This window comes from Pedobacter africanus, from assembly GCF_900176535.1.
Lineage (GTDB): Bacteria > Bacteroidota > Bacteroidia > Sphingobacteriales > Sphingobacteriaceae > Pedobacter > Pedobacter africanus.
In genome coordinates this window covers 2,759,137-2,782,691 of the sequence record NZ_FWXT01000001.1, presented here as the reverse complement: position 1 = coordinate 2,782,691, position 23,555 = coordinate 2,759,137, and the positions used below count along the sequence as shown (strand labels likewise).

Sequence of the window (23,555 nt, the reverse complement as noted above, 5' to 3'; positions counted from 1 at the left end):
CTCTACAATTGTTATATTTATAAGCCTTCTGCCCAGTTTAAAAGCGATGGCATACCGCTCATGAGAATCATTTTATTTATAGCATTTATATTTGGCAGTACCTGCAGCATTTACGCACAAACAGCTTCTATTACCGGGGCCTGGGAATTTAATGAAGACGACAAAACACACCATCTGTTCTTTATGGATGGCATGTATTTTCATACGGTATCCCAGGGCAGTAAATTTATAATGACACGGGGCGGATCATATGAAATCAAAAATGATCAGATCAAAAGCACCATCCTGTTCAATAGTGCTGACTCCTCGCAGGTTGGCTTACCCATGAATGTAAATTTTAGTGCTACAGACAATGCCCTTTCACTGCACGCACCCGAAGGCCGTGTCTATTTCAAACGCATCGATGATGGAAAAGCCCCATTGGCAGGCGTATGGCGGATTACCGGCAGGATGCAAGAGGATGGAAAAATTGCAGCCATACACCAGAGTGGCACAAGACAAACCTATAAAATGCTGACCGGCACTAAATTTCAGTGGGTAGCTATAGACCCGGAAAAAAAACAGTTTTCAGGCACAGGCGGCGGCAGCTATACTTTTAAAGACGGAAAATATACCGAGAACATCGAGTTCTTTTCCCGCGATAACAGTCGCGTTGGTGCCTCACTAGCCTTCGATGGTAAGCTGGAAGACGGTGCATGGCACCATAGCGGACTAAGCAGTAAGGGTGCAAAAATTTATGAAGTATGGAGCCGGATTAAGTAGCCAGCATTGCCTTTTTCTTCTTTTTACCCCTGCCCAGCCAAATGATAAAACCGGTGAAAGGTAAACTGGCGGCAACAAAACTGGAAAAGAAAGCAAGAATTTTTCCGGGCAATCCCAATATTACACCCACGTGTATATCATAATTCATCGTAATGATCTTCTCGCCATTGTTCTTGTCCTTAAAATTCTCACGGCCCAGCGCAGCCCCCGTGAACTGGTCGAAATAAATGACGTCTGCATCATAATAGTCCTCTTTCCCGCGGTAACCCGAAGCGCTGATCAGGCCGGTCTTATCCCCTTCGTCCGGGGCCGACAAAGTGATCCTTCTCGCATCCGGGAACTGCTTTCGGGCTGTTTCGAAGGCAATGCTCAAAGGATCTTTCAAAGCAGCTGCAGTTGAATCTGAAACAAGGGTATTTGGCTTTGGCGGAGTAATAGACTGTGACGCTACCACATAAACAATGGTCTGAAACCACTTCATGGCCCATACCATTCCTGTAAGTGCCAGCACCAGGGTAATGAGCAGGGCATAAAAGCCCGGTACATTGTGCAGGTCGTAGTTAAGCCGCTTAAACCTGGCTTTCCAGTTGATCTTAAAACTCTTATTGAAATTGCTTTTCTTCAGGTTTTTCGGCCACCACAGAATCAGTCCGGTAATTAACATCACCACAAATATCAATGTACTGTAACCCACAACAGGTTGTCCATATTTGTCGTTCAGCAGCAGGCTCCAGTGCAGGTATTTTACAATAACAAAGAAATTCTTCTCATAGTCCATGATGCCGGTCAACTGCCCGGTATAGGGATTGATAAATGCCGATTTATAAGCAGCTACTGCGCCAAAAAAAGTAAGGGCATTTTTATCTCCAGCTTTGTAATACATAAACTCCCAGGCATTTTCGGGATTGGTGTAAGTGGTCACATACACATTATTACAGTTCAACGCCTTTTGGGCAATTTCCTTCAGCTGGCTAACTGGTAATGTAATTGCGTTTGCTGGAGGCTTCACAAAGAGCTGGTCGCGGTATACGACATCAGAAATCTCTTTCTGAAAAACAAAGAGGCAGCCTGTAATGCCCAAGAGCATGACCACAATACCCGAGGCCAGCCCGAACCATAAGTGCAAAATGCCGGCAACCTTTTTGGCCCGGCTTTTTGCGATTTTAACTTTTTTGTTTTCGGCTGCCATCAGGCCTTAAAACTTAAATGAAATATTGGCCATGAAACTTCTTGGCTGCTGCACCTCAACTGTGGTCCAGCCCTTAAAGTATTGCTTATCGGTCAGGTTATCCATTTTTAAGCCAATGCGGAATTTGGCCATGTTGTAAAACAAGGAGGCGTTGAGCACAGTATACGCGGGCAAGGTAAAATCGCCGGTGGTTGTTGTGCTGGTAATGACGTTTTTGCTGGCGTAGTTACCACCGAAGCCAGCACCTAAACCATTTAACACTCCATTAGGCACCGTATAGTTCAGCCAGAAATTTACCAGGTCTTCAGGTCCTGCACTAACCGGCCTTCTGCCTTCGATGGTCGGACTGGCTTTAGTCATTTTACTATCGTTATGGCTGTAGCCCAGCACAACATTCAAGCCTTCAACAGGATTTGTCGTCAAATCAAACTCATAACCTTTGCTTTTTTGCGTACCATCCTGCACGGTATAATTACGGGTAGTCCCCGAATTATCTGTTGCACTTAAACTAAGCGGCATGTTATTTACAGAGATGTCATAATAGGTAGCGGTAAGGCTCAACCTATTCCTAAGCACGTCCAGTTTAACCCCACCTTCAATTTGATTGGCTTGTTGCGGTTTAAGCGGGCTATTGTCTTCAAAATTGCCGTCTCTAAATATCGTAGCATTTCCAGAATTTTTAAATCCGTTCATATAATTTCCAAAAATGGAAACCTGATCTTTAATAACCTGGTAAACCAGACCGAATTTTGGAGAAAACGCTGTTTGCAGGTAAGCGCCGGTATTTGCGCCGGCAACCTGATTAAAAGTGCCCTGATTATGAAAACGGTCTATCCTTAAACTTGCCATCGCCATCAGCTGATCGGTGATGTTTAGCACATCTGAAGCATAAACACTATAAACATTCATCACATTGCTGCTTTTTGAAGGTACTGCTGTGCTTGCCCCGATTTTGGTAATCAGGCCCGACCGGTTGAATTTAATGTAGTTGGCATTAAATTGTGCGTCATTGAGCTGAAGTACATCATATGTTACATAAGGGGAATTGTTGGTGATGTTGTGCTGACTTAAAAAATCCAGACCAACAACCAGACGGTTCCTCAAATCTCCAATTTTAAAATCACCGATAAAATTTTGTTGTACAGCAATGGCTGTGCTGGTCGAATTCTGATAAGCAGCCAATCTGCTCAGGTCAATATCATTTGCGCCCAGAAACATCACATACTGGTAATATCCGTCTGACTGGCGATAGCTACGTGATAAATTGGTTTCTGATACCCATTGATCATTAATTCTATAATTGGCTTTCCCACGGATATTCACGGAAGGGGTTTTAACCGTAATGTCATTTGCTGTAAATGACCGCTTCCAATCAAAGTTCAATTCTTCCGGTCTGCGTGCAATCAGCTGCCTGTTCCTGTTTAAGAATACCATCAAAGGGTTTGTACCTTCGTAGCTGTAGAATTCTGCATCCAGATTTAAAGTTAGCCGATCAGAAGCCTGGTATTCAATGGCCGGAGCAAAGTAAAACGACTTTTTAAAACCCGCATCCTGAAAGCTGTTTTGGGTATGGTAAGCGGCATTAAACCGTGCCAACAGCGTTTTATCTTTATTTACCGGGCCGTACACATCAGCGGTTAAGCGGCTTTGACCAAAACTACCGGCGGTATAGCTTAACGATCCGCCTAAGGTATCCAAAGGCTTTTTGGTAATGATATTGATAAGACCACCAAAACTGGTCAATGTTCCGCCAAACAATGCACCTGAAGGGCCTTTGATCACCTCAATTTTTTCTATCCCCGCAGGATCAAGATCGCCATTGGTTAAGCCTGCCACGCCATTTACCATAGTAGGTTGAATGGTAAAACCGCGTAAAGCGTAATAAGCAGCGCCATCTCCGCCGCGTCCGGTCGAAGTCCACAATTTATCTAAACCTGGCGAGTTCTTCAAAGCGTCATTGAAATTGGTTACCATCTGATCAACCATCAGTTCTTTACCAATGCTGGTATATACCTGCGGATTCTCCAGGTTCCTTAAGGGCATTTTGGCAACGGTTTCACTCTTTCTCGCTGCAAATTTATTTTTCCGACCTTCTATGATATTTACTTCATTTAGCCTGGCGTTGGTTTCATCCAGGGAAAAGTTTTGCTGAACTTCTTCTCCGCCAGCCACGGTAACCCGTCTTTCCTGGTAAGAGATACCGATTGCCGAAATTTGTAAGGTATAATCGCCCGGAGAAACATTGCTGATTTTGTATTCTCCTTTGCCATTTGTGGCATCGCCCATTTTCCTGCCTTTTATTTTCACCGAAATCCCTTCAGCGGGTTTTCCTTCGGCAGTAACTACGCGGCCTTTAATCGTCGCATTTTGCTGTGCAGATGCCGTTAGTACGGTAAACGCCAGAAAAGCGTTTAATAGCGTATATAAGAGAGCGCCAGAATTTAAATTACATAAAGTTTTCTTCATGACTGCGTTGTTTGGATTAATTCTAAACAGTCGCAAATCTATGCAAATCAAGCGTTACAATGTAAACTATTTTTAATTATTCTAAATAAACACAAAAAAAAAGAAAGAACTGGGGCTAAACCGGGCTTTTGCCGGCCTTTGTTCGGAGCTTGTGCCCCCTTGTATCCCAAACAGGTACTTTTTCCGAACAAAGGCAAAGGAAAGGCATAACCAGGGTAGGCCGAAGGTGCTGGCTGCCCCGCCTGGCACCCGAAGAAGGAGGCAAAAAAAATGCCGGAAAGGCTTCCGGCAGATTGGTCAATTTGTTTACTTAAAAAAAGCTCTTAAAAAGGAAGATCATCTTCCTCGCCCGGAGCGCTGTTTAAATCAGCTGGTGGGGCATATGCAGGAGCAGACGCAGCAGCTGCACTATTGGTCAGTGCGTTAATGCGCCATACTACTAAACTGTTAAAATAAGATGTTTTACCTGTTTTGTCCGTCCAGGGACGACCGCGTAAATTGAAAGAAACCTCAACGTCATCACCTTGTTTCAAGCTGTCAAATAAAGCGGTTTTATCTTGTAAGGCTTCAAACCTGATGTATTCAGGATAAGTTGGGTTTTCTGCATACTCTATAATCAGGTCTCTTTTCTTAAAAGTCTCGCTCACCTGTTGTAATGCACCAATTTCATGCACCTTTCCTTTTATTTCCATATCAAATACTCTTTTATTCTACTACGAAGTTCAAATCTCTATATTTTTATTGATAACTTCGCAGAATTAATTATGCAAGTTTTCCACACCAAAAGCAAGGTGATCATCACCTGTAACAAGCGCCTTTCCCCCTACCTCCAGGAAGAGGTTAAAGCACTGAACTACGAGATTGTCAGGGATTTTCCAACCGGGGTAGAACTCAACATCACCCTGACGGAATGTATTAAACTCAATTTAAACCTGAGGTGTGCAAGCCAGATCCTGTATTGCCTGAAAAACTTCAGCGCCAATACCCCGGATGAGCTGTACAGCGAACTGTCGGAAATGCCATGGGAAGAGCTGATCGACTTCTCGGGTTACTTTTCTGTAACCTCGAATGTGGATAACCCCAGCATTACCACCCCGCTTTTTGCAAACTTAAAAGTTAAGGATGCTATTGTTGACCGCATTAAAGCCCAAAAAGGCCTGCGCCCTAATTCGGGCCCGGATGCCAACAAGGCGGTGGTGCATTTATACTGGAAAGACAGCGAAGCAGCTATATTTTTAGATACTTCGGGAGAAACCCTGGCCAAGCATGGCTATCGCAAGATTCCGGGAAAAGCTCCTATGCTGGAAGCCCTTGCCGCAAGTGTGGTAATGGCTACCAAATGGGACCAGAAATCACCTTTTGTAAATCCTATGTGCGGGTCTGGTACCCTGGCCATTGAAGCGGCATTAATTGCCACCAACCGACGCCCCGGCCTTTTCCGCATGAACTATGGTTTCATGCACATCATGGGCTATGATGAGCAGGTATTTTTTGCAGAAAGACGAATCCTTAAAGATCAGGTGATCAAAAATGCAGAACTGCAGATCATCGCTACTGATTTATCGGAAGATGCGGTAGAGGTAAGCCGTAAAAATGCCAAAACAGCTGGTGTAGATACGCTCATTACTTTTGAGGTGTGCGACTTTGCGGATACCCCGGTACCCGATACCGGAAAAGGCGTGATAGTTTTTAACCCCGAATATGGAGAACGTTTAGGTGTGCATTCCAAACTGGAGGCGACCTATAAACGCATGGGTGATTTCATGAAACAGCATTGTAAAGGATATTTTGGCTATATCTTTACCGGGAACCCCGATCTGGCAAAAAAAATTGGACTTAAAGCCGACCGTAAGGTCGAATTTTATAATGGGAAACTCGATTGCCGCATGCTGGAGTACGAATTGTACGATGGAAGCCGCAGACCAGACGAAGAGCGTCCGAAACGATAAGCTATCTATCCTATGTATACTATTATTGAACAAACCACAGCCTTTGTAAAAGCCACACTTGCCGATGCTGAGGCTGGTCACGACTGGTTCCACATTGAACGGGTATATAAAAATGCACTCCGCATTAACGCCATTGAACAGGCCGACGAACTCATCGTAGCACTGGCTGCCTTGCTGCATGACATTGCAGATGCCAAGTTCAATAACGGGGATGAAGAAATAGGCCCCCGTATAGCGGGTGATTTTATGCGGTCCATTAACCTGCCCGAAGCAATAGCGGAACATGTACAGCAGATTATCCGGAACCTCAGCTATAAGGCCAGTCTGGGTGAGATCAGCTTTGCCTCTAAAGAATTGGACGTGGTACAAGATGCCGACCGTCTGGATGCCATAGGTGCCATTGGCATAGCACGTGCCTTTACTTATGGAGGCTATAAGAACCGGGTATTGTACGATCCCAACATCAAACCCAACATGAACATGAGCAAGGAAGAGTATAAGAACAGTGCCGCTCCTACCATCAATCATTTTTACGAAAAACTATTGAGGCTTAAAGACCTGATGAAGACGGATGAAGGGAAAAAAATGGCACAGCAGCGGCACGATTTTATGCTGGCTTACCTGGAACAATTTTATACTGAAGTTTAATCACAAAATACTATTATAATTAGCGAAATTACTATATTTGTTAGCAAATGTGGTAATTATGGATGAGAGAATAAGGGAAAAACTGAATATCCTGGCCGATGCAGCAAAATATGATGTATCATGCTCATCGAGTGGCGGGACGAGGAAGAATGAGAATAAGGGACTGGGCGACAGCCACAAATCAGGCATCTGCCATACTTATACTGAAGACGGGCGTTGCGTTTCCCTCCTAAAGATCCTGCTCACCAATCATTGCATTTACGATTGCGCTTTTTGTGTTTCCAGAAAGAGCAACAATATTGCCCGGGCAGCTTTTACGGTTGAGGAAGTGGTTTCGCTTACTATCAACTTTTACCGGCGCAATTTTATCGAAGGCCTTTTCCTCAGTTCCGGCATTTTTAAAAATGCTGACTTTACCATGGAACGATTGCTCAGGATTGTAAAAAAACTACGGCTTGAGGAACGTTTTAACGGCTATATACATCTGAAAACCATTCCTGGCGCCAGTGACGAACTCATTAGAGAAGCAGGTTTATATGCCGACAGGATGAGTATTAACCTGGAGATGCCTACTGCAAGCGGACTGAAGTTACTCGCACCCGAAAAAAGCCATGAAGACGTTAAAAAGCCATTGGGCCTGGTACAGCAGCAAATTGTACAGTTTAAGGATGAAAGAAAGCTGATCAAAAGCATTCCGGTTTTTGTTCCGGCCGGGCAAAGCACGCAAATGGTTATCGGGGCAAGTCCCGAAACTGATAAAGACATCATGCACACTGCCGCAGCATTTTACAAAGAATTTTCGTTGAAAAGGGTTTATTACTCTGGCTATATTCCCATCAGTAACGACAAACGCCTCCCGCTCCTGGGATCACAGCCGCCGCTGGTTAGGGAAAACAGGCTATACCAAACCGATTGGCTGATGCGTTTTTATGGTTTTCATGTAAATGAACTGCTCAATGATGCCAATCCAAACCTGGATGCAGATATAGATCCCAAACTAAGCTGGGCACTCCGGAACCTGCAATACTTTCCTGTGGACATCAATACGGCTGCCTACAAAATGATACTCCGCATTCCTGGCATAGGGCTAAGTTCTGCCCTGAAGATTGTGCAGGCCCGTAAGTTCGGGAAGCTGAGATCAGATCAGCTGAAGAAAATTGGCATCGCCTACAATAAGGCCCGCTACTTTATCCACTGTGCAGACACACCTTATCAGTTGAGAGATTATCAGGCTACCCAGATCAAATCATTTATCCTGGCAGAAAGCCAAAGTAAATACCTTAAAAACGACCTGAAACAACTGGCACTATTCTGAAAAACCTGACTATGACCTATATATTTGACGGAAGCTTTGAAGGCCTTCTTTGTGCGATATTCGATTGGTTCGAGCGCAAGCCTGGCGGAGTATTGTTAAAAACAAAACAAACCTACCAACCTGAAGCCTTTAATGAATGTTTTAGCGTCTATTCTGACCAGAAAAAAGCCGAAAGAGTTTGGAAAGGCCTGGAAAAACGACTGACCAAAGACTGGATAAGGCGCTTTTACTGTACTTTTCTGTCGGAAGACGCAGCAGCTTATCAAAGCCTGTTTTCTTTTGCCTGCTATATCTTCACACATCCCCCGGGTGCCGAAGCCAATTACGGCAACCCTTATGTGCTGGCCATTGCACAAATGGCAAAGAAAGTGGAACGTGAAAAACACCGCATGGAAGCATTCATCCGATTTCAACATGCCGCAGATGGCATTTTCTACTGCGCTATAGATCCCGACTTCAATGTACTGCCCTTACTGCTGTTTCATTTCAAAAATCGTTATGCAGACCAGCAATGGATCATATATGACATCAAAAGGCATTACGGCCTGCATTATAACCTGAACACTGTTGAAGAGGTTCAGCTGGCGCCTGAAAGTGAAAAATTGCTGCAGAAACCCGCACAACACCTCGGCGATAAAAAAGAAAGCCTTTACGCCATACTCTGGAAGGACTACTTTAAAAGTACAAATATTACTGCACGCAAAAATACCAGGCTGCATGTCCGGCACGTTCCAAAAAGATATTGGAAATATCTTACAGAAAAAACATTCATATCACATTAATCTTGTAAATTGGTCCAAAACGGCCAGGGCCGTTTGCCTAAAGCTTTTGTAATGAAATTAAGTGTCCTTGTATTAATTGCTGCCTTTGCAGTAGGCCTATCTATAGGCCTTGTTAATTTCTATTTCCAGCAAAGCTGGTATTTTATGCTGGTTTCTTTTGTAGTAACTTTTATCACCAGCTTCATTGTTTTCTATTACCTGCTCGAAAAATATATCTATTCCAAAATCGTGCTGATCTATAAAATGATCCATAACCTGAAACTGGGCAAAGACCTTAAAGATGCGCTAGGCGAATACGTAAGTTCTGATCCTATTAATGATGTAGAACAGGAAGTAAAAGAATGGGCAGGAGCAAAAAAACGTGAGATTGAAATGCTGAAAAAGCAGGAGCAGTTCAGAAGGGAGTTTTTGTCCAATGTATCGCATGAGTTTAAAACCCCTTTGTTCGCCATACAAGGTTATATTGAAACTTTGCAGGACTGCCTTACCGATGATCCGGAGATGGCGGCGAAATTCCTGGACAAAGCCGAAAAAAATGTAGAGCGGCTGAGTTACCTGATTACCGACCTGGATTCCATATCGAAGCTGGAAACCGGCGAGATCCCGATCAATTATGAAAAGTTTGATTTCGTTCTGCTGGCTAAAGAAGTCATGGAAAGTCTTGAAGACCGCGCCAAAAAGCGAAACATCAAACTTTCCTTTAAAGATAAATATACCCATCCGGCATTTGTAAGGGCCGATCGGGAAAAGATCAGACAGGTCATGATCAACCTGATCCACAACTCACTAAAATATGGTAAAGAACAGGGTTCTACTGCCATTAAAATCTTTGAACTGCATGACCAGTATCTGATAGAGGTAACGGATGACGGGATAGGCATCGATGAAAAGCACCTGTCTCGCCTGTTCGAGCGCTTTTACCGGATAGATTCGCACCGGTCCCGGGAAGAGGGCGGTACCGGCCTTGGCCTGGCTATCGTAAAACATATCCTGGAAGCGCATGAACAGATCATCACGGTAAGGAGTACCCTGCAAATCGGGACAACTTTTGCTTTTACACTTGAAAAGATTGGTTAACAACAAAGTGCATTTTCAAAAATAACTTAACACTTAACACTAACTTAACATTACTCTCATACTTTTGCATCATATTTTAAATTAATATGAACAGCATTTTTAAGTTCTTTACCCCTAAAGACAAGAAATTTCAGCCCCTGTTTGAGCAGGCAGGAAGCAATGTATTGAAAATTTCACAGGCCCTGCTGCTTGCACTGAGTGCTACCGACCTGGAGAAAAGGAAAGAGCACATCAAAGAAGTAGAGCGTCTTGAGCATGTTGGTGACGACATTACCCACTCCATTTTTCTTGAATTAAGTAAAAACTTCATTACGCCTTTCGACAGGGAAGATATCCATGCCCTGGCCAGTGCGGTTGATGACATTGCAGATTATATCCATGCATCGGCAAGTAATATTGAATTGTACAATGTAACCAATATTGCTGATGCCATGATTAAACTGGCTGAATTGCTGGTTGAAATGTGTACAGACCTTGAAAAGGCGATCAAAGAACTGAGAAGCTTTAAAAATATCCGTGTAATTGCTGATGCCTGTGTCAGGATCAACAGCGGGGAAAACCAGGCCGACTACGTATGTAACCTGGCAATTGCCCGTTTGTTCGAATTTGAAACCAATGCCATCGAACTGATCAGGCAAAAAGAAGTGCTGCAGACCCTTGAACTGGCTACAGATAAATGTGAGGATGCAGCAAATGTGCTGGAATCTATTTTGGTAAAGAATGCTTAAAGCTTAAAAAATGGTATCTACATTTACGTTACTGGTTATTGTAATCGTTCTGGCTATTGCCTTCGATTATATAAACGGTTTTCACGATGCTGCAAACTCCATTGCAACCATTGTATCCACAAAAGTACTTTCGCCCTTCCAGGCGGTACTGTGGGCGGCAGTATTCAATTTTGCCGCATATTTTTATTTTACAGACCACAAAGTAGCCAACACCATTGCCAAAACGGTAGTAGAAAACTTTATTACCCTGGAAGTCATATTGGCAGGCCTTTTAGCGGCCATCACCTGGAACCTTTTTACCTGGTGGTTTGGTATCCCGTCCAGTTCTTCGCACACCCTTATAGGTGGTTTTGCGGGTGCAGGTATGGCAAAGGCAGCTTCATTAGGTGCAGGCGTTATGTCGGCCATCAATTTGGCCCCTATATTAAAAGTTGTGGCCTTTATTGTCCTGGCCCCGGTTATAGGTATGGTGATCTCGGTGATCATCTCCATCATTATTTTGCACATCTCTAAAAATGCAAGACCTTCAGTGGCCGAAAAATGGTTTAAACGCCTGCAGCTGATCTCCTCTGCTGCACTAAGCTTTACCCATGGTGGTAACGATGCGCAGAAGGTTATGGGTATCATTTATGTAGCCATGGTAGCAGGCAATCAGCTAAACTCCGGCGATGCGATGCCGGAATGGGTGCCTATTTCCTGTTATGCAGCAATTGCGCTTGGAACCATGAGCGGCGGCTGGAAAATTGTGAAAACCATGGGTTCAAAAATTACCAAGGTAAATGCTTTTGAAGGTGTTGCAGCCGAATCTGCAGGCGCGGTAACCCTTGGTATTACGGAGCATTTTGGTATCCCGGTTTCTACCACACATACCATTACCGGATCTATCGTGGGCGTAGGACTGTTAAAAAGGGTTTCTGCAGTAAGGTGGGGGGTTACCGTAAGCCTATTGTGGGCATGGGTATTGACCATCCCCGTTTCTGCTACACTTGCTGCCATTGTATTCAGCATCATCCACCTGTTCTTTTAAGCAGAAGGTTTTAGTTTATATACTCACAAAAATGCCCGGATTTAAACCCCGGGCATTTTTGTTTAGAAGTTTATGGTAAAGGTCATCCGCTCCCGGGCTTTCTCAGGTTTTTCCCATTTAGGGCCGTTAATCAGCAACCTGATTGCCTCCTGTTCGTATTTAAGCTCTGCACCTTTAATGATCCTTATATCCGCCGGATTACCCTTACGGTCAACCTTGAAGCTCAGTTCAACTTCCTGCCCTGTCTGAGGCTCATGGGCAAAAGCATTGTTTGCTTTGATGTAGTCAAATAACTTATCCCAGCCCCCAACAGGGTTGGAAGCCAGCTTTGCGGTGGTTTTTGCTATCGTGCTCATGCCGCGGATCCTGATCCCGGCGGCTTTTCCGTTAAGCGCCCCTTCCACCTTCTCACTATCCGTGGCCAGTCCCTTCTTTTTATATAAGCCTGTAATCACCATTTCATTTAATTGCTGGTTATTCGGGCTTAACGCAATGTTTACCGGCAAATTTGCTTTTGCAAGCATCTCTGCGCCGTTAAAACCAATATAATTTGCACGGAGGATCGCTGCCTTAACAGCCGTATCTGCAATAATTTTAAACTCTCCATTGCTATCTGTAACTGTACCGACATTGGTTCCCCGCATACTTATCGACACCCCTGGCAAAGGTTTTCCATCGTCCTGGGCCACTACCCGGCCACTCAGCACATTTGCCAGTGATGAAGCAGCAAATGAAGATACGGAACCCGTCATGTTCTGTTTTCGCTGAACCCCATATCCAACCACTGTAACTTCGTTGAGTTGCTGAGTTGCAGGGGCTGGGGCTACCCGGTTCTGCACTATAACTGATTCAGCTTTGGCCCTGGCTGCATAGGTATTGGTTTTCGCCGCTGTTATAGCCTTTTCAATTTCCTTTTCTTTCACCTGGTTCCGGTCTGTGTTTTCAATTGCAGGAACCGGCGCTGCTGCCACTGCAATGGGAGTATCAGCCATAACAGAATTTTCTGCCGAGATGGTTACATCTACTTTTTTGGTGCTGCCTGCCAGTTCTTTCCGTAGGTTATTTTCGCGCATCCAGAACATTACACTCACCGCAATAAACATCACTGCAGCCGCAGCCGCAATGCTCAAACGCTGCCAGGTAACCACCGAGGTTTTCTTTAGGGTATGCTGTTCTGCAACCCTTTCCTGCAACTGTTTCTGGAGCAATGACAGCGACTTCAGGGAACGTTTTGGTGATTCGCTCAGACCGGCCAGGGCTTCGGCCACGAAAGGATCTTCAAGCGCTTCGCGCTCCACCCTGTTCATGGTCTTAGCATCTAGCTTACCGTCCAGGTAATCTTCTAAAACACCTATATCTAACCAATCTTTATTCACCGCTGTTCTTCTCTATACAAATTTTAAGATTTCTTTTTCCGTTTTGTATGTAACTTTTCACCTTAACCATTTCGTAGCCTGTAATGTCTGCAACTTCCTTATAACATTTTTCCTGCAGATAAAACAGATCAACACTGATGCGCTGCTCCAGGGAAAGCGTTTCCATACATTTTTCCATCACGGTCAGCCTCTTCTCTTTTGTATCATCCATATCAAGATGCACAAAATCCCTGTTTTCCACAAAAGTATCGTCTATTGAAACCGTATTGTGCTTAGATTGTTTGCGAAGGGCCATTAAGCAATGGTTCCGGGTGAGCACATGCAGCCAGCTTTTAAAATTCTGAACCTCATGGACCTTCAGTTTCAATACCAGCTCTTCAAAAATCTGCATTACCGCATCTTTGCTCTGTTCCTCATCCTTAAGATAATTTAAACACACCCCAAACACCAGGTGCATATAGCGGTTATAAAGTGTGCCCAATGCTTCCAGATCGCCACTGCTTTTGTAGTGCGCAATCAAAGCAGCATCATCCTGCTCCTGTATCCGGGCGTTATTTTTTATAAATCTCAAAGGTTGTTTAAAACATAGGTGATGTCAAATCGTAGGCTGTAAAACGGTAACGGCTGCCCAAGTATAAAAATATTTTTTGACACTGGTATGGAATTTCTGCAAAGCTGACATCATAAGTCCAAACAACGGCTATGAAAAAGATTTTGTTTCCAGTATTGATGTTGCTGTTTGCAGCATTTGAACCCCTTAGCGCTAAAACTATTAGTGGAACAGTAAAAGATAAGGATAGCGGCAGCCCGCTGGCGGGTGTCGCGGTAACCGCGCTGCTGAGTAAGACAGGTACAGTTACCGATAAAAATGGCAGGTATTCCATCAGTGTAAAAGATAAAGAGCAGCATCTGAAGTTTAGCTATATCGGTTACCATACCGCTATTATAAAGCTGAATGGCGGATTAACGGTTAATGTATCCATGGCAGCGAGTGACGTGAGCCTGGCCGAGGTTGTGGTAACGGGATATGGCAAAGCTAAAGCAATATCCGGCCACAGGGAGCCGGCTCCGGCCCTGGAAAGCAAGGCAGCAGGCATAGCCGCATCAGCTTCCACAAGCTCTATACGTGGTGCGCGCTCGGCAACAGTCCGCGACAAGAAATCCCCCGCCCCTGGTCCATGGCCAAAAAGACCAAAACCTCAGTCAAACCAGCTTACGGCCGGCGAATGGAACGACATCGAGCACTGGGCCTTCTGGAGCAATCTGATGAATACGCAGGAATGGTCGGACATGCAATCGTACTGGTCTTTCTATACCGGCAGCCGCATCAGCGTAGAACTCAGCAATAAGCAGCAGCGGCCATTGATCGGGTATGTCGTTACAGCGCTACAGAACGGGAACCCGGTATGGAAAGCAAAAACCAATTTTGAAGGCAAGGCCGAGTTATGGCCATCCATATACAACAACAGCAAAGAAGGCCTGACCATAATGGTCGAAAGTCGGGAGGGACAGGAAATCTACAAAAAAGTGTTTGCACAAAATACGCGCAAGGTTAATATTTCTATAGACAAGCCCGCAGAAAAAATCACGAACCTGGAGGTGTTGTTTATGGTCGACGCAACGGGTTCTATGGGTGATGAGATCAGCTACCTGAAGTCGGAACTGGAAGATATCATTGGCCGCCTGAACACCAAAAGCCAATTGAACACCCGCACAGCCATGGTATTTTACCGGGATAGGGGTGATGAATATGTCATCCGGGATTTCGGTTTTGAGCAGGACCTCCAAAAGGTAAAACGGAACCTGGCCAATCAGTACGCCGACGGCGGGGGCGATTTTGAAGAAGCAGTAGAAGAGGCGATGGAAAATGCGATTTACCAGCAACGATGGTCTGAAACCGGGACGTCGGCCAGGCTCATGTTCATGATCCTGGATGCTCCGCCACATTACGACGCTGCAAGGATAAAAAGCATCCAGCGTTCGGTAAAAGAAGCGGCTTCACGCGGGATAGCCTTAATCCCGGTTGTAGCCAGCGGCATCGACAAACGCACAGAATTTTTAATGCGTTTTATGGCTATCGGAACCAATGGAACCTATGTATTCTTAACAGATGACAGCGGAATAGGAAACAGTCACTTGAAACCGACAGTTGGCAGTTACCAGGTAGAGTACCTGAACCAGCTGCTGAACCGCCTGATCAATAAATATGCTGGACTGGAGCCAAAGGTGGCAGAAGATTTGCTATCTTCAGCCCAAAAACAACAGGAATGAAAAAGAGTTTAATATACCTGGCCCTGGCTGCCGGTTTATCATTCAATACATCCGGGGCTTACAGCCAGATCAAACTCGGAAATATTTTAAAGCAGGTTACCGGTAAAACCGGGAGCACAACAGGTACCACAGGTACGCCGAGTGCATTGGAGATCGGAATGGGCATTAAGGAGGCACTGGAAATTGGTACCTCCAGAGGGGCCGACCTACTTTCAGCAAAAGATGGCTTTCTGGGCAATATGGCTGTAAAGATCCTTTTCCCTCCGGAAGCCCAGAAAGTGGAAAAAACTTTACGCAGCCTGGGGATGGGAAAACTGGCCGACAATGTAATCCTGAGTCTGAACCGCGCAGCCGAGAGTGCAGCCAAAGAGGCAAAGCCTATTTTTATCTCGGCCATTAAACAAATGACCATTACCGATGCCACCAATATATTGCTGGGCAGTAAAGATGCAGCCACCACTTATTTTAAAAGGGTAACCACAGCACAGCTGATGGAAAAATTTAAACCAGTTATTACACAAAGCCTGGCCACTGTAGGCGCCACTAAATACTGGGGCGACGCGGCAGGGCAATACAATAAAATCCCACTGGTAAAGCCGGTAAGCACCGACCTTTCCGACTATGTGGCCCAAAAAGCGATAGACGGTATGTTTATTCAGGTGGCGCAGGAAGAGCTTAAAATCAGGGACAATCTGGGGGCAAGGTCATCTTCTCTGCTTCAGAAGGTGTTTGGTTATGCAGATAAGAATAAATAGAAATAAAAGCATTACTTTTATACGGTAACATACTAACAACAATAAAAGTATATTGGATTTTAAAGATTTTAATTTTAACCCTGAACTGTTAGAAGGGTTATTAGCGATGGGTTTCCGCAATGCAACCCCAATACAGCAGCAGGCAGTTCCGCTTATTTTAAATAAGAAAGATTTAATTGCCTGCGCTCAAACCGGAACCGGAAAAACCGGCGCCTACCTGTTGCCGATCATGAACATGATCGTTGAAACAGAAAACCGCCACAACAACACCCTGATCCTGGCGCCGACAAGAGAACTTGCCCAGCAAATAGATCTGCAGGTAGAGGCACTGTCTTATTTCACAAACATCAGCTCCTTAACGGTTTACGGAGGTGGGGATGGCATTGCCTATGAGCAGCAAAAACGATCGATGCGTGAAGGGGTAGACATCATTATTGCCACGCCAGGCCGTTTGATCTCACACCTTTCTTCCGGTGTTTTAAAACTCGACCAGCTGCAGCACCTGGTGCTTGATGAGGCCGACAGGATGCTTGACATGGGTTTTTATGATGACATCATGCGCATTGTAAGCTATCTGCCGCAGAAAAGGCAGACAGTTATGTTTTCGGCAACTATGCCACCAAAGATCCGGAAACTGGCAGCAAACCTGTTAAAGCATCCGGAGCAGGTCAACATTGCGATCTCCAAGCCTGCAGAGGGTATCCTACAGCAGATTTATTTTGTCCACGACGAGCAAAAAATTCCTTTGCTGACAGGAATCTTAAAAGAAGATACCTATAAAAGTGTGATCATTTTTGCCTCCACCAAAGAAAAGGTTAAAAACCTGGGTAAGGTATTCAGGAACCTTGGCCTTAAAGCCGAAGCCTTCCATTCAGACCTTGGGCAGAAAGAAAGGGAAAGCATTCTGCTGAAATTTAAGAACCGACAGTTGCCGATCTTAATAGGTACCGATGTTTTGAGTCGCGGTATTGATGTGGAAGGCATAGACCTGGTGGTTAACTTTGATGTACCCCATGATGCAGAAGATTATGTGCACCGTATCGGACGTACTGCAAGGGCTGCCACTAAAGGAACGGCCATTACGCTCGTGAACAGCAGGGATAAACGGAAATTGACCAGCATAGAAAAGCTGATCGAGAAACAGATCGAAAGAATTCCTTTACCTGAACATCTTGGCGAGGCCCTTTCGGAAACTGCGGTAAGCCCATCCACACATAAATCCCCTAAAAAAAGTGACACCGGTAAGCCTAAACGTAAGTTCTGGAAGAAAAAACCTAAGGCCGGCCCGAAAGAAAGCGCATAAACAAAGCATTTTCTTTGCTACTTTTTTTAGTATATTTACGCTTATGCAGAACCTCCCTCCATTAGCCGAACGTATGCGCCCCCAAAACCTGGATGAGTATGTGGGGCAAAAACATTTGGTAGGCCCTGATGCCGTACTGAGAAAGGCTATACAAAGCGGACAATTACCTTCAATGATATTCTGGGGGCCTCCGGGGGTTGGCAAAACTACCCTGGCCTATATCATATCGCAAACACTGGACCGTCCTTTTTTTAACCTTAGCGCCATCAATTCCGGGGTAAAGGACATCCGGGATGTCATAGACAGAGCAGCCTTATTAAAGGATAGCCTGATGGGCCTGCCCATTCTTTTCATAGATGAGATACACCGCTTCAGCAAATCACAACAGGATAGCCTGCTGGGTGCCGTAGAGCGCGGGCTGGTAACCCTGATTGGTGCTACCACAGAAAATCCTTCTTTTGAAGTCATATCGGCCTTGCTTTCCCGTTGCCAGGTATATATTCTGAAGGCCCTGGATGAGGCTGAACTATCCGGTTTACTACAAACAGCCATTAAACAGGATGTGCTCCTGAAGGAAAAGAAAATTACCATCAAGGAACATGAAGCGCTGATCCGCTTATCAGGAGGGGATGCCAGGAAATTACTGAACGTACTGGAGATTGCCATTAATGGTATCGGTGGCAGTAAAATAGTCCTGACCAATGAAAATGTGCTGGAGCATGCCCAGCAGAACCTGGCCTTATACGATAAAGCGGGTGAACAACATTACGACATCATTTCTGCATTTATCAAATCTATACGGGGAAGTGACCCAAATGCGGCTGTGTACTGGCTGGCCCGGATGATAGAAGGAGGGGAAGATCCGCTGTTTATTGCACGCAGGTTACTGATCCTTGCCTCCGAAGATATCGGAAATGCAAACCCCAACGCCCTGCTACTGGCCAACAATTGTTTTCAGGCCGTCAACGTGATCGGTTTTCCCGAATCCAGGATCATCCTTTCCCAGGCCGTTACCTATATGGCTTCTTCTGTAAAAAGTAATGCTGCCTATGAAGCCATTAACCATGCCCAGGCATTAGTTAAACAAACCGGAAACCTGCCTGTACCCCTGCACATCCGCAATGCACCAACTAAGCTGATGAAGAACATCGGTTATGGCAAGGATTATAAATATTCGCACAGCTATGAGGGCAACTTTGAGGAACAGGAATATCTGCCGGAACAGCTGGCCGGCACCAAATTATACGATCCGGGCAAGAATCCGGCAGAAGAAAAACTGAGAGAACAATTGAGAAGAAACTGGAAAAATAAGTACAACTATTGATATGCTGGGTACCTTTTTAAACCATCAGTGGAAAGCCTTCTGGCGCTCCAGGAACCGCAAGGGCAGCCTGGCCGCACAGATCGTACTGATCTTTTTTTTACTGTATTTCCTGATCGTAGTTTTGGCTGCAGGCTTTGGAATGGCTCCGCTCCTTTCAAAAGTATTTCCCGACCAGAACATCATCAAAAGTTTCAACGGTATCATTTTATACTATTTTGCCTTTGATTTTGTGATGCGCCTGCAACTGCAGGAACTACCCACGCTAAGCATAGTTCCTTATCTTCACCTGAAGATCCCGAAGCGCAAAATCATCAGTTTTTTAAACATCAGGGCGTTGTTTTCGGCCTTTAACCTTTGGCCTTTCCTGTTGTTCCTGCCTTTCTGTTTCGTAAAAATAGTGCCCGCATACGGAGCCTGGGTAACCCTGATGTATATTGTTGCCATACTCTCCATTGCCTTTTTTAACAACTACCTGGTATTGTACATTAAGCGAAAGTCCATAACCAACATCTGGTATACGGTGATCGGGCTTGCAGTAATCGGCCTTTTCGCAGTTCTGGAATATTATAAGATCATCTCCATCATGGGCGGATCCGACTCTATTTTCAGGATCATTTCAGGACAGCCGTTAACGGCGCTTGGTTTTTCTGTAGCTGCCCTGTTGATATTTTATTTCAACAGCCGTTATCTGCGGCAAAATTTATACGCAGAAGAGCTGAACGCCGCAGAAGAAAAAAAGGTAAGTACAGACTACCCATTTTTAAACCGTTTTGGCAAGACAGGCGAACTGGCCGCTTTAGAATTAAAACTGATTTTACGACATAAACGTTCCCGCACCTCATTATTTATGGGCTTTCTGTTCCTGCTTTATGGCTTTATCTTTTATAAGCAAAAAGCAATTGCAACAGATGCCTTTGGACAGATGATGTTTGGGGCCATCTTTATGACCGGCGTTTCTATTCTGATGTACGGGCAATTCATGTTTGCCTGGCAAAGTGCCCATTTTGATGGTTTGCTTAGCAATAAAATCAGCTTTAAGGATTTTATAAAAGCCAAATTCCTGCTCTTTACAATTGCCTGCACCCTGATTACGCTGCTCGCCAGCTTTTATGGATTTTTAAGCCCGAAACTACTGTTGCTGCACTTAACCGCCTATCTTTATAATGTTGGTTTCGGAACTGTAGTGGTGCTTTACCTGGCCAACTTCAATTATAAAAGACTGGAAATCAACAAAGCTGCGACCTTTAATTACCAGGGCATAAGCGCCAATCAATGGCTGCTCATGCTCCCTTACACGCTTACCCCCATTTTAATATACATTCCCTTTGGCCTGGTCGACAAACCCTATATAGGCCTGATGATTGTTTCCTTATTTGGCCTCATTATGATCTTCATGCGTGGGTATTGGGTCAACATCATCACCAGAAAGTTTGAAAAACAACGATATAAAATAGCCGAAGGGTTTAGAGAATAATATGATGTTAGCAATACAGGATTTAAAAAAAGTTTATGGCCAGCGGCCTGTTGTAGACATTGCACAGCTGAAAATAGGTGCAGGAGAAACCATTGGACTGGTAGGAAACAACGGCGCCGGAAAAACCACGCTCTTCCGCATGGTTTTAGACCTCATCCGCCCAACTTCGGGTTCGGTTTTCTCAAAAGGTGAAGACGTGATGCACAGCGACAACTGGAAAAACTATACCGCTTCTTACCTGGATGAAGGTTTTCTGATCGATTACCTAACGCCAGAAGAGTACTTTGTGTTTATAGGCAGCCTGCATGACCTTAGCCTGGCGGATGTCAAAGATTACCTGCAAAGTTACAAGGAGTTTTTTAACGGTGAGATACTTAACAAAGGGAAATACATCCGCGATTTCTCTAAGGGAAACCAGAATAAGGTTGGGATTGCAGCTGCATTGATGCAAAATCCGGAACTACTGATCTTGGACGAGCCTTTCGCCAATCTGGATCCAACCACACAGATCAGGCTTAAAACACTGATCAAATCCTTAAAACAACAGCAAACCATGACAACCTTAATTTCAAGCCACGACCTGAATCATGTAACCGACGTATGCGACCGGATTATCCTCCTGGAAAAAGGCGTGGTGATTAAAGACTTCCATAAAGATGAAAATACGCTAAAGGAACTGGAAGCATATTTTGCCGAATAAGGATTGTATAGTATTGTGGTCACCCACCGCTTCTGCCCTAACTGTTTCTCCGGGACTAACTCGTAGATTGTCTTAATTTGAGGATGCACAACGCTAAAATCAGGAAACAAAAAAGATTGGCATCAGGTTTGATTTGTTGATCCTATAAACAAATGATAACATTATGATGACTTCAAAATTTAAAATAGCAACATTTAGTATAGCATTAGCCCTTGGTGCCATGGCATTTCAAGGTTGTGATAGTTTAACAAAAACTCAAAAAGGAGCGGGTATTGGTGCGGCAGCGGGTGGTGTTATTGGCGCAATCATCGGTAAAAAAGCTGGTAACACAGCAGTTGGTGCTATTATAGGTGCAGCCGTGGGTGGTACAGCAGGTGGTTTTATCGGCAAAAGAATGGATAAACAAGCTGCAGAGATACAAAATGCCATCCCAAATGCCGAAGTTATCCGTGAGGGTGAAGGTATCATCGTTAAATTTGATAGCGGTATCCTTTTTGGCTTTGACAAATCTGATTTGACAGCCCAGGCAAAAACAAACATCAAGTCATTGGCAGGATCGATAAACCAGTATCCGGGAACAGATATTAAAGTAATTGGTCATACCGATAATAAAGGTACAGAGTCTTACAACATGAGCTTATCTGAAAGAAGAGCTGCAGCCGTTAAAGCTTATGCCGTGTCACAAGGTGTACCTTCTTCGCGTCTGATCACGATCGGTAAAGGATTTTCTGAGCCAATTGAAGACAATGCAACTGAAGCAGGAAGAGCTGCCAACCGTAGGGTTGAGGTGGTTATTGTTGCCAACGATCAATTGAAAAAAGAAGCACAGCAGCAAGGAAAATAATTCAGCACATTTACATCTACCTATAAAAAGAAAACCCGTTGTACCATGTACTTCGGGTTTTTCAATTTAAAGCTAAAATTCGTAGATATCTTCAAAGTAATGTATGGCCAGCGATTTGAGCAGCAGTTCCTGCTCCATCATCGCAAAGGAAGGGACGGGTTTAACCAGTTTCCAGTGTGGCCAGCCGTCCTGATCAAGGCCTTCAAGTTCATAAAAGCCCATTTCACTTAACAAACGGCAGGTAGCAATGTGCATCAGCTCTTCTTTCTGACGCTTGCTGTACTTACGTGGCCCCTTACCCAGTTCCTGCACCCCAATCAAAAACAATATTACTTTTAAATCAGGTGCTTCCGCATCGAACTCATCCGCTATCTTCTGTTGCAAAATTTTCCATTTCGCATGTGTTTCTGCAGGTTTCATACGGCAAAGATACAATTAGCAATGTAGGTTTATTGCAATATATTGTCCGAATACCAAACTGATTTAGCTAAATTTAGCCAGCCAGGGATTTTAACTGATCCGAACGGCGCTTAACACAGAATTTTAAACAATGAAGACGGAAATTGTAACAGGTATAATGGCATATGGGATGTCAGGAAAAGTTTTTCATGCCCCTTTTATAGATAAACACCCGGGGTTTAAATTGCATGCGGTAACCGAGCGGACGCAGAAGAAAGCAAGCGCAGATTACCCCGGAATTATAAGCTATGATACTATAGACGACTTAATTGCAGATGAGCAGATCGAACTGATCATTATCAATACACCCAATTACACCCATTACGATTACGCACAAAAATCGTTAAAGGCAGGCAAGCATATCCTCGTCGAAAAACCTTTTACTGCGACTTCTGCTGAGGCCAGAGAACTGTTTATGCTTGCGGAAAGTTTAGGTAAAAAGATCTTTGTCTACCACAACAGGCGGTGGGACAGCGATTGTACCTCCATTCAAAAAGTAGTTGAAAGCGGGCAATTGGGCCAGATCAATGAGGTCCACTACAGATTTGACCGTTACAGGAAGGCGATCGGGCCTAAAACATTCAAAGAAGAGCCCCACCCTGCCAGCGGACTGCTCTATGATCTGGGGCCTCACCTCCTGGATCAGGCCATCAGCCTGTTCGGGAAACCCAAGTCCTTTTATAAAGTATTGGGAAAACACCGGCCGGGTACTAAAGTGGACGACTACTTTATGATCCATTTGGCCTACCCCGACGACCTCAATATATTCCTTACCTCTAGCCTGCTGGTTGCAGATCCGCAAAAAGCATTTGTACTGAACGGTTCCGCAGGCTCATTCGTCAAAGGCCGCTCCGATGTACAGGAAGAACAATTGTTAAAAGGGATGAAATTAGATAATCCTGCCTATGGCATTGAACCGGCTGATAGCAAAGGTCGTTTGACCATTATGGATGAAGAGGGAAAGCCCTCCTCAACCTATATTGATTCTGAAAAAGGAAACTATATCGGCTTGTTTGAAGCAGTTTACCAATCAATCGTGAATGACGTGGCTTATCCGGTTACAGAAGAGCAAATCATTGCCCAATTGGAAATCCTGGAAGCATAAC

At 44.6% G+C, this 23,555-nt stretch carries 22 protein-coding genes; 16 read left to right on the top strand and 6 right to left on the bottom strand.

The window, feature by feature from the left end; translation table 11 throughout:
* Positions 1-60: 60 nt before the first annotated feature.
* Positions 61-762, top strand: coding sequence for a membrane or secreted protein (locus B9A91_RS11670; RefSeq protein ID WP_144008904.1), 702 nt, complete (start codon positions 61-63; stop codon positions 760-762).
* Here B9A91_RS11670 and B9A91_RS11665 read toward each other — a convergent pair.
* The 3 genes from B9A91_RS11665 to B9A91_RS11655 all read right to left on the bottom strand — a co-directional run bounded on the left by B9A91_RS11665 (position 755) and on the right by B9A91_RS11655 (position 5,109).
* On the bottom strand, positions 755-1,951 hold the full coding sequence (locus B9A91_RS11665; protein ID WP_235012532.1) for a PepSY-associated TM helix domain-containing protein: 1,197 nt from the start codon (positions 1,949-1,951) through the stop codon (positions 755-757). The genes B9A91_RS11670 and B9A91_RS11665 overlap by 8 nt on opposite strands.
* 6 nt (positions 1,952-1,957) lie before the next feature.
* Positions 1,958-4,417, bottom strand: coding sequence for a TonB-dependent receptor (locus B9A91_RS11660; RefSeq protein ID WP_084238667.1), 2,460 nt, complete (start codon positions 4,415-4,417; stop codon positions 1,958-1,960).
* Between the two features lie 323 nt (positions 4,418-4,740).
* Positions 4,741-5,109, bottom strand: a complete 369-nt coding sequence (locus B9A91_RS11655) for a DUF3127 domain-containing protein (protein ID WP_084238665.1) — start codon at positions 5,107-5,109, stop codon at positions 4,741-4,743.
* A gap of 72 nt (positions 5,110-5,181) precedes the next feature.
* Here B9A91_RS11655 and B9A91_RS11650 point away from each other — a divergent pair, with 72 nt between their 5' ends.
* The 7 genes from B9A91_RS11650 to B9A91_RS11620 all read left to right on the top strand — a co-directional run bounded on the left by B9A91_RS11650 (position 5,182) and on the right by B9A91_RS11620 (position 11,943).
* A complete protein-coding gene (locus B9A91_RS11650; RefSeq protein ID WP_084238663.1) occupies positions 5,182-6,366 on the top strand; it encodes a THUMP domain-containing class I SAM-dependent RNA methyltransferase in 1,185 nt (394 codons plus the stop codon).
* Between the two features lie 12 nt (positions 6,367-6,378).
* A complete protein-coding gene (locus B9A91_RS11645; RefSeq protein ID WP_084238661.1) occupies positions 6,379-7,014 on the top strand; it encodes an HD domain-containing protein in 636 nt (211 codons plus the stop codon).
* A gap of 58 nt (positions 7,015-7,072) precedes the next feature.
* The gene (locus B9A91_RS11640; protein ID WP_084238659.1) at positions 7,073-8,329 is read left to right on the top strand and encodes a putative DNA modification/repair radical SAM protein; all 1,257 of its coding nucleotides are present in this window, start codon (positions 7,073-7,075) and stop codon (positions 8,327-8,329) included.
* Positions 8,330-8,340: 11 nt separating this feature from the next.
* Entirely contained in the window at positions 8,341-9,111 is a 771-nt protein-coding gene (locus tag B9A91_RS11635) for a TIGR03915 family putative DNA repair protein (protein ID WP_084238657.1), read from the top strand.
* 51 nt (positions 9,112-9,162) lie between these two features.
* On the top strand, positions 9,163-10,188 hold the full coding sequence (locus tag B9A91_RS11630; RefSeq protein ID WP_084238656.1) for a sensor histidine kinase: 1,026 nt from the start codon (positions 9,163-9,165) through the stop codon (positions 10,186-10,188).
* 86 nt (positions 10,189-10,274) lie between these two features.
* Positions 10,275-10,916 (top strand): DUF47 domain-containing protein, encoded by a 642-nt coding sequence (locus B9A91_RS11625; protein ID WP_200815636.1) that lies wholly within the window; start codon positions 10,275-10,277, stop codon positions 10,914-10,916.
* A 10-nt stretch (positions 10,917-10,926) separates the two neighbouring features.
* Complete coding sequence (locus tag B9A91_RS11620; protein WP_084238652.1) at positions 10,927-11,943, top strand: inorganic phosphate transporter; 1,017 nt, start codon at positions 10,927-10,929, stop codon at positions 11,941-11,943.
* Between the two features lie 62 nt (positions 11,944-12,005).
* Here the strand turns inward: B9A91_RS11620 and B9A91_RS11615 are convergent, their stop codons facing one another.
* Together B9A91_RS11615 and B9A91_RS11610 are read right to left on the bottom strand one after the other, a co-directional pair.
* Positions 12,006-13,319: a carboxypeptidase-like regulatory domain-containing protein gene (locus tag B9A91_RS11615; protein WP_084238650.1), complete on the bottom strand. Its 1,314-nt coding sequence runs from the start codon at positions 13,317-13,319 to the stop codon at positions 12,006-12,008.
* Entirely contained in the window at positions 13,312-13,890 is a 579-nt protein-coding gene (locus B9A91_RS11610; RefSeq protein WP_084238649.1) for an RNA polymerase sigma factor, read from the bottom strand. Before B9A91_RS11610 ends, B9A91_RS11615 begins: the two co-directional genes overlap by 8 nt.
* 131 nt (positions 13,891-14,021) lie before the next feature.
* Between B9A91_RS11610 and B9A91_RS11605 the strand changes: the two genes are divergently transcribed.
* The 7 genes from B9A91_RS11605 to B9A91_RS11575 all read left to right on the top strand — a co-directional run bounded on the left by B9A91_RS11605 (position 14,022) and on the right by B9A91_RS11575 (position 21,990).
* Entirely contained in the window at positions 14,022-15,590 is a 1,569-nt protein-coding gene (locus tag B9A91_RS11605) for a vWA domain-containing protein (RefSeq protein WP_084238647.1), read from the top strand.
* The gene (locus B9A91_RS11600) at positions 15,587-16,345 is read left to right on the top strand and encodes a DUF4197 domain-containing protein (RefSeq protein WP_084238645.1); all 759 of its coding nucleotides are present in this window, start codon (positions 15,587-15,589) and stop codon (positions 16,343-16,345) included. Before B9A91_RS11605 ends, B9A91_RS11600 begins: the two co-directional genes overlap by 4 nt.
* A gap of 52 nt (positions 16,346-16,397) precedes the next feature.
* Entirely contained in the window at positions 16,398-17,648 is a 1,251-nt protein-coding gene (locus B9A91_RS11595) for a DEAD/DEAH box helicase (protein WP_084238644.1), read from the top strand.
* A gap of 43 nt (positions 17,649-17,691) precedes the next feature.
* A complete protein-coding gene (locus B9A91_RS11590; RefSeq protein ID WP_084238642.1) occupies positions 17,692-18,972 on the top strand; it encodes a replication-associated recombination protein A in 1,281 nt (426 codons plus the stop codon).
* Position 18,973: 1 nt separating this feature from the next.
* Complete coding sequence (locus B9A91_RS11585) at positions 18,974-20,446, top strand: DUF5687 family protein (protein WP_084238641.1); 1,473 nt, start codon at positions 18,974-18,976, stop codon at positions 20,444-20,446.
* A 1-nt stretch (position 20,447) separates the two neighbouring features.
* On the top strand, positions 20,448-21,146 hold the full coding sequence (locus tag B9A91_RS11580) for an ABC transporter ATP-binding protein (RefSeq protein WP_200815635.1): 699 nt from the start codon (positions 20,448-20,450) through the stop codon (positions 21,144-21,146).
* Between the two features lie 163 nt (positions 21,147-21,309).
* Positions 21,310-21,990: a YiaD family glycine zipper/OmpA-like lipoprotein gene (locus tag B9A91_RS11575; protein WP_144008903.1), complete on the top strand. Its 681-nt coding sequence runs from the start codon at positions 21,310-21,312 to the stop codon at positions 21,988-21,990.
* Positions 21,991-22,062: 72 nt separating this feature from the next.
* On the opposite strand, the gene B9A91_RS11570 is transcribed toward B9A91_RS11575, so the two are convergent.
* A complete protein-coding gene (locus B9A91_RS11570) occupies positions 22,063-22,410 on the bottom strand; it encodes a hypothetical protein (protein ID WP_084238636.1) in 348 nt (115 codons plus the stop codon).
* A 130-nt stretch (positions 22,411-22,540) separates the two neighbouring features.
* Here B9A91_RS11570 and B9A91_RS11565 point away from each other — a divergent pair, with 130 nt between their 5' ends.
* Complete coding sequence (locus B9A91_RS11565) at positions 22,541-23,554, top strand: Gfo/Idh/MocA family oxidoreductase (protein WP_084238634.1); 1,014 nt, start codon at positions 22,541-22,543, stop codon at positions 23,552-23,554.
* Position 23,555: the final 1 nt, after the last annotated feature.

What these genes read in the sequence shown, in the direction of transcription:
- B9A91_RS11570 (WP_084238636.1), bottom strand. Translation starts at nt 22,410, where the DNA reads ATGAAACCTGCAGAAACACATGCGAAATGGAAAATTTTGCAACAGAAG.
- B9A91_RS11640 (WP_084238659.1), top strand. Translation starts at nt 7,073, where the DNA reads ATGGATGAGAGAATAAGGGAAAAACTGAATATCCTGGCCGATGCAGCA.
- B9A91_RS11590 (WP_084238642.1), top strand. Translation starts at nt 17,692, where the DNA reads ATGCAGAACCTCCCTCCATTAGCCGAACGTATGCGCCCCCAAAACCTG.
- B9A91_RS11650 (WP_084238663.1), top strand. Translation starts at nt 5,182, where the DNA reads ATGCAAGTTTTCCACACCAAAAGCAAGGTGATCATCACCTGTAACAAG.
- B9A91_RS11630 (WP_084238656.1), top strand. Translation starts at nt 9,163, where the DNA reads ATGAAATTAAGTGTCCTTGTATTAATTGCTGCCTTTGCAGTAGGCCTA.
- B9A91_RS11625 (WP_200815636.1), top strand. Translation starts at nt 10,275, where the DNA reads ATGAACAGCATTTTTAAGTTCTTTACCCCTAAAGACAAGAAATTTCAG.
- B9A91_RS11660 (WP_084238667.1), bottom strand. Translation starts at nt 4,417, where the DNA reads ATGAAGAAAACTTTATGTAATTTAAATTCTGGCGCTCTCTTATATACG.
- B9A91_RS11620 (WP_084238652.1), top strand. Translation starts at nt 10,927, where the DNA reads ATGGTATCTACATTTACGTTACTGGTTATTGTAATCGTTCTGGCTATT.
- B9A91_RS11585 (WP_084238641.1), top strand. Translation starts at nt 18,974, where the DNA reads ATGCTGGGTACCTTTTTAAACCATCAGTGGAAAGCCTTCTGGCGCTCC.
- B9A91_RS11575 (WP_144008903.1), top strand. Translation starts at nt 21,310, where the DNA reads ATGATGACTTCAAAATTTAAAATAGCAACATTTAGTATAGCATTAGCC.
- B9A91_RS11600 (WP_084238645.1), top strand. Translation starts at nt 15,587, where the DNA reads ATGAAAAAGAGTTTAATATACCTGGCCCTGGCTGCCGGTTTATCATTC.
- B9A91_RS11635 (WP_084238657.1), top strand. Translation starts at nt 8,341, where the DNA reads ATGACCTATATATTTGACGGAAGCTTTGAAGGCCTTCTTTGTGCGATA.
- B9A91_RS11645 (WP_084238661.1), top strand. Translation starts at nt 6,379, where the DNA reads ATGTATACTATTATTGAACAAACCACAGCCTTTGTAAAAGCCACACTT.
- B9A91_RS11580 (WP_200815635.1), top strand. Translation starts at nt 20,448, where the DNA reads ATGATGTTAGCAATACAGGATTTAAAAAAAGTTTATGGCCAGCGGCCT.
- B9A91_RS11605 (WP_084238647.1), top strand. Translation starts at nt 14,022, where the DNA reads ATGAAAAAGATTTTGTTTCCAGTATTGATGTTGCTGTTTGCAGCATTT.
- B9A91_RS11670 (WP_144008904.1), top strand. Translation starts at nt 61, where the DNA reads ATGAGAATCATTTTATTTATAGCATTTATATTTGGCAGTACCTGCAGC.
- B9A91_RS11655 (WP_084238665.1), bottom strand. Translation starts at nt 5,109, where the DNA reads ATGGAAATAAAAGGAAAGGTGCATGAAATTGGTGCATTACAACAGGTG.
- B9A91_RS11565 (WP_084238634.1), top strand. Translation starts at nt 22,541, where the DNA reads ATGAAGACGGAAATTGTAACAGGTATAATGGCATATGGGATGTCAGGA.
- B9A91_RS11665 (WP_235012532.1), bottom strand. Translation starts at nt 1,951, where the DNA reads ATGGCAGCCGAAAACAAAAAAGTTAAAATCGCAAAAAGCCGGGCCAAA.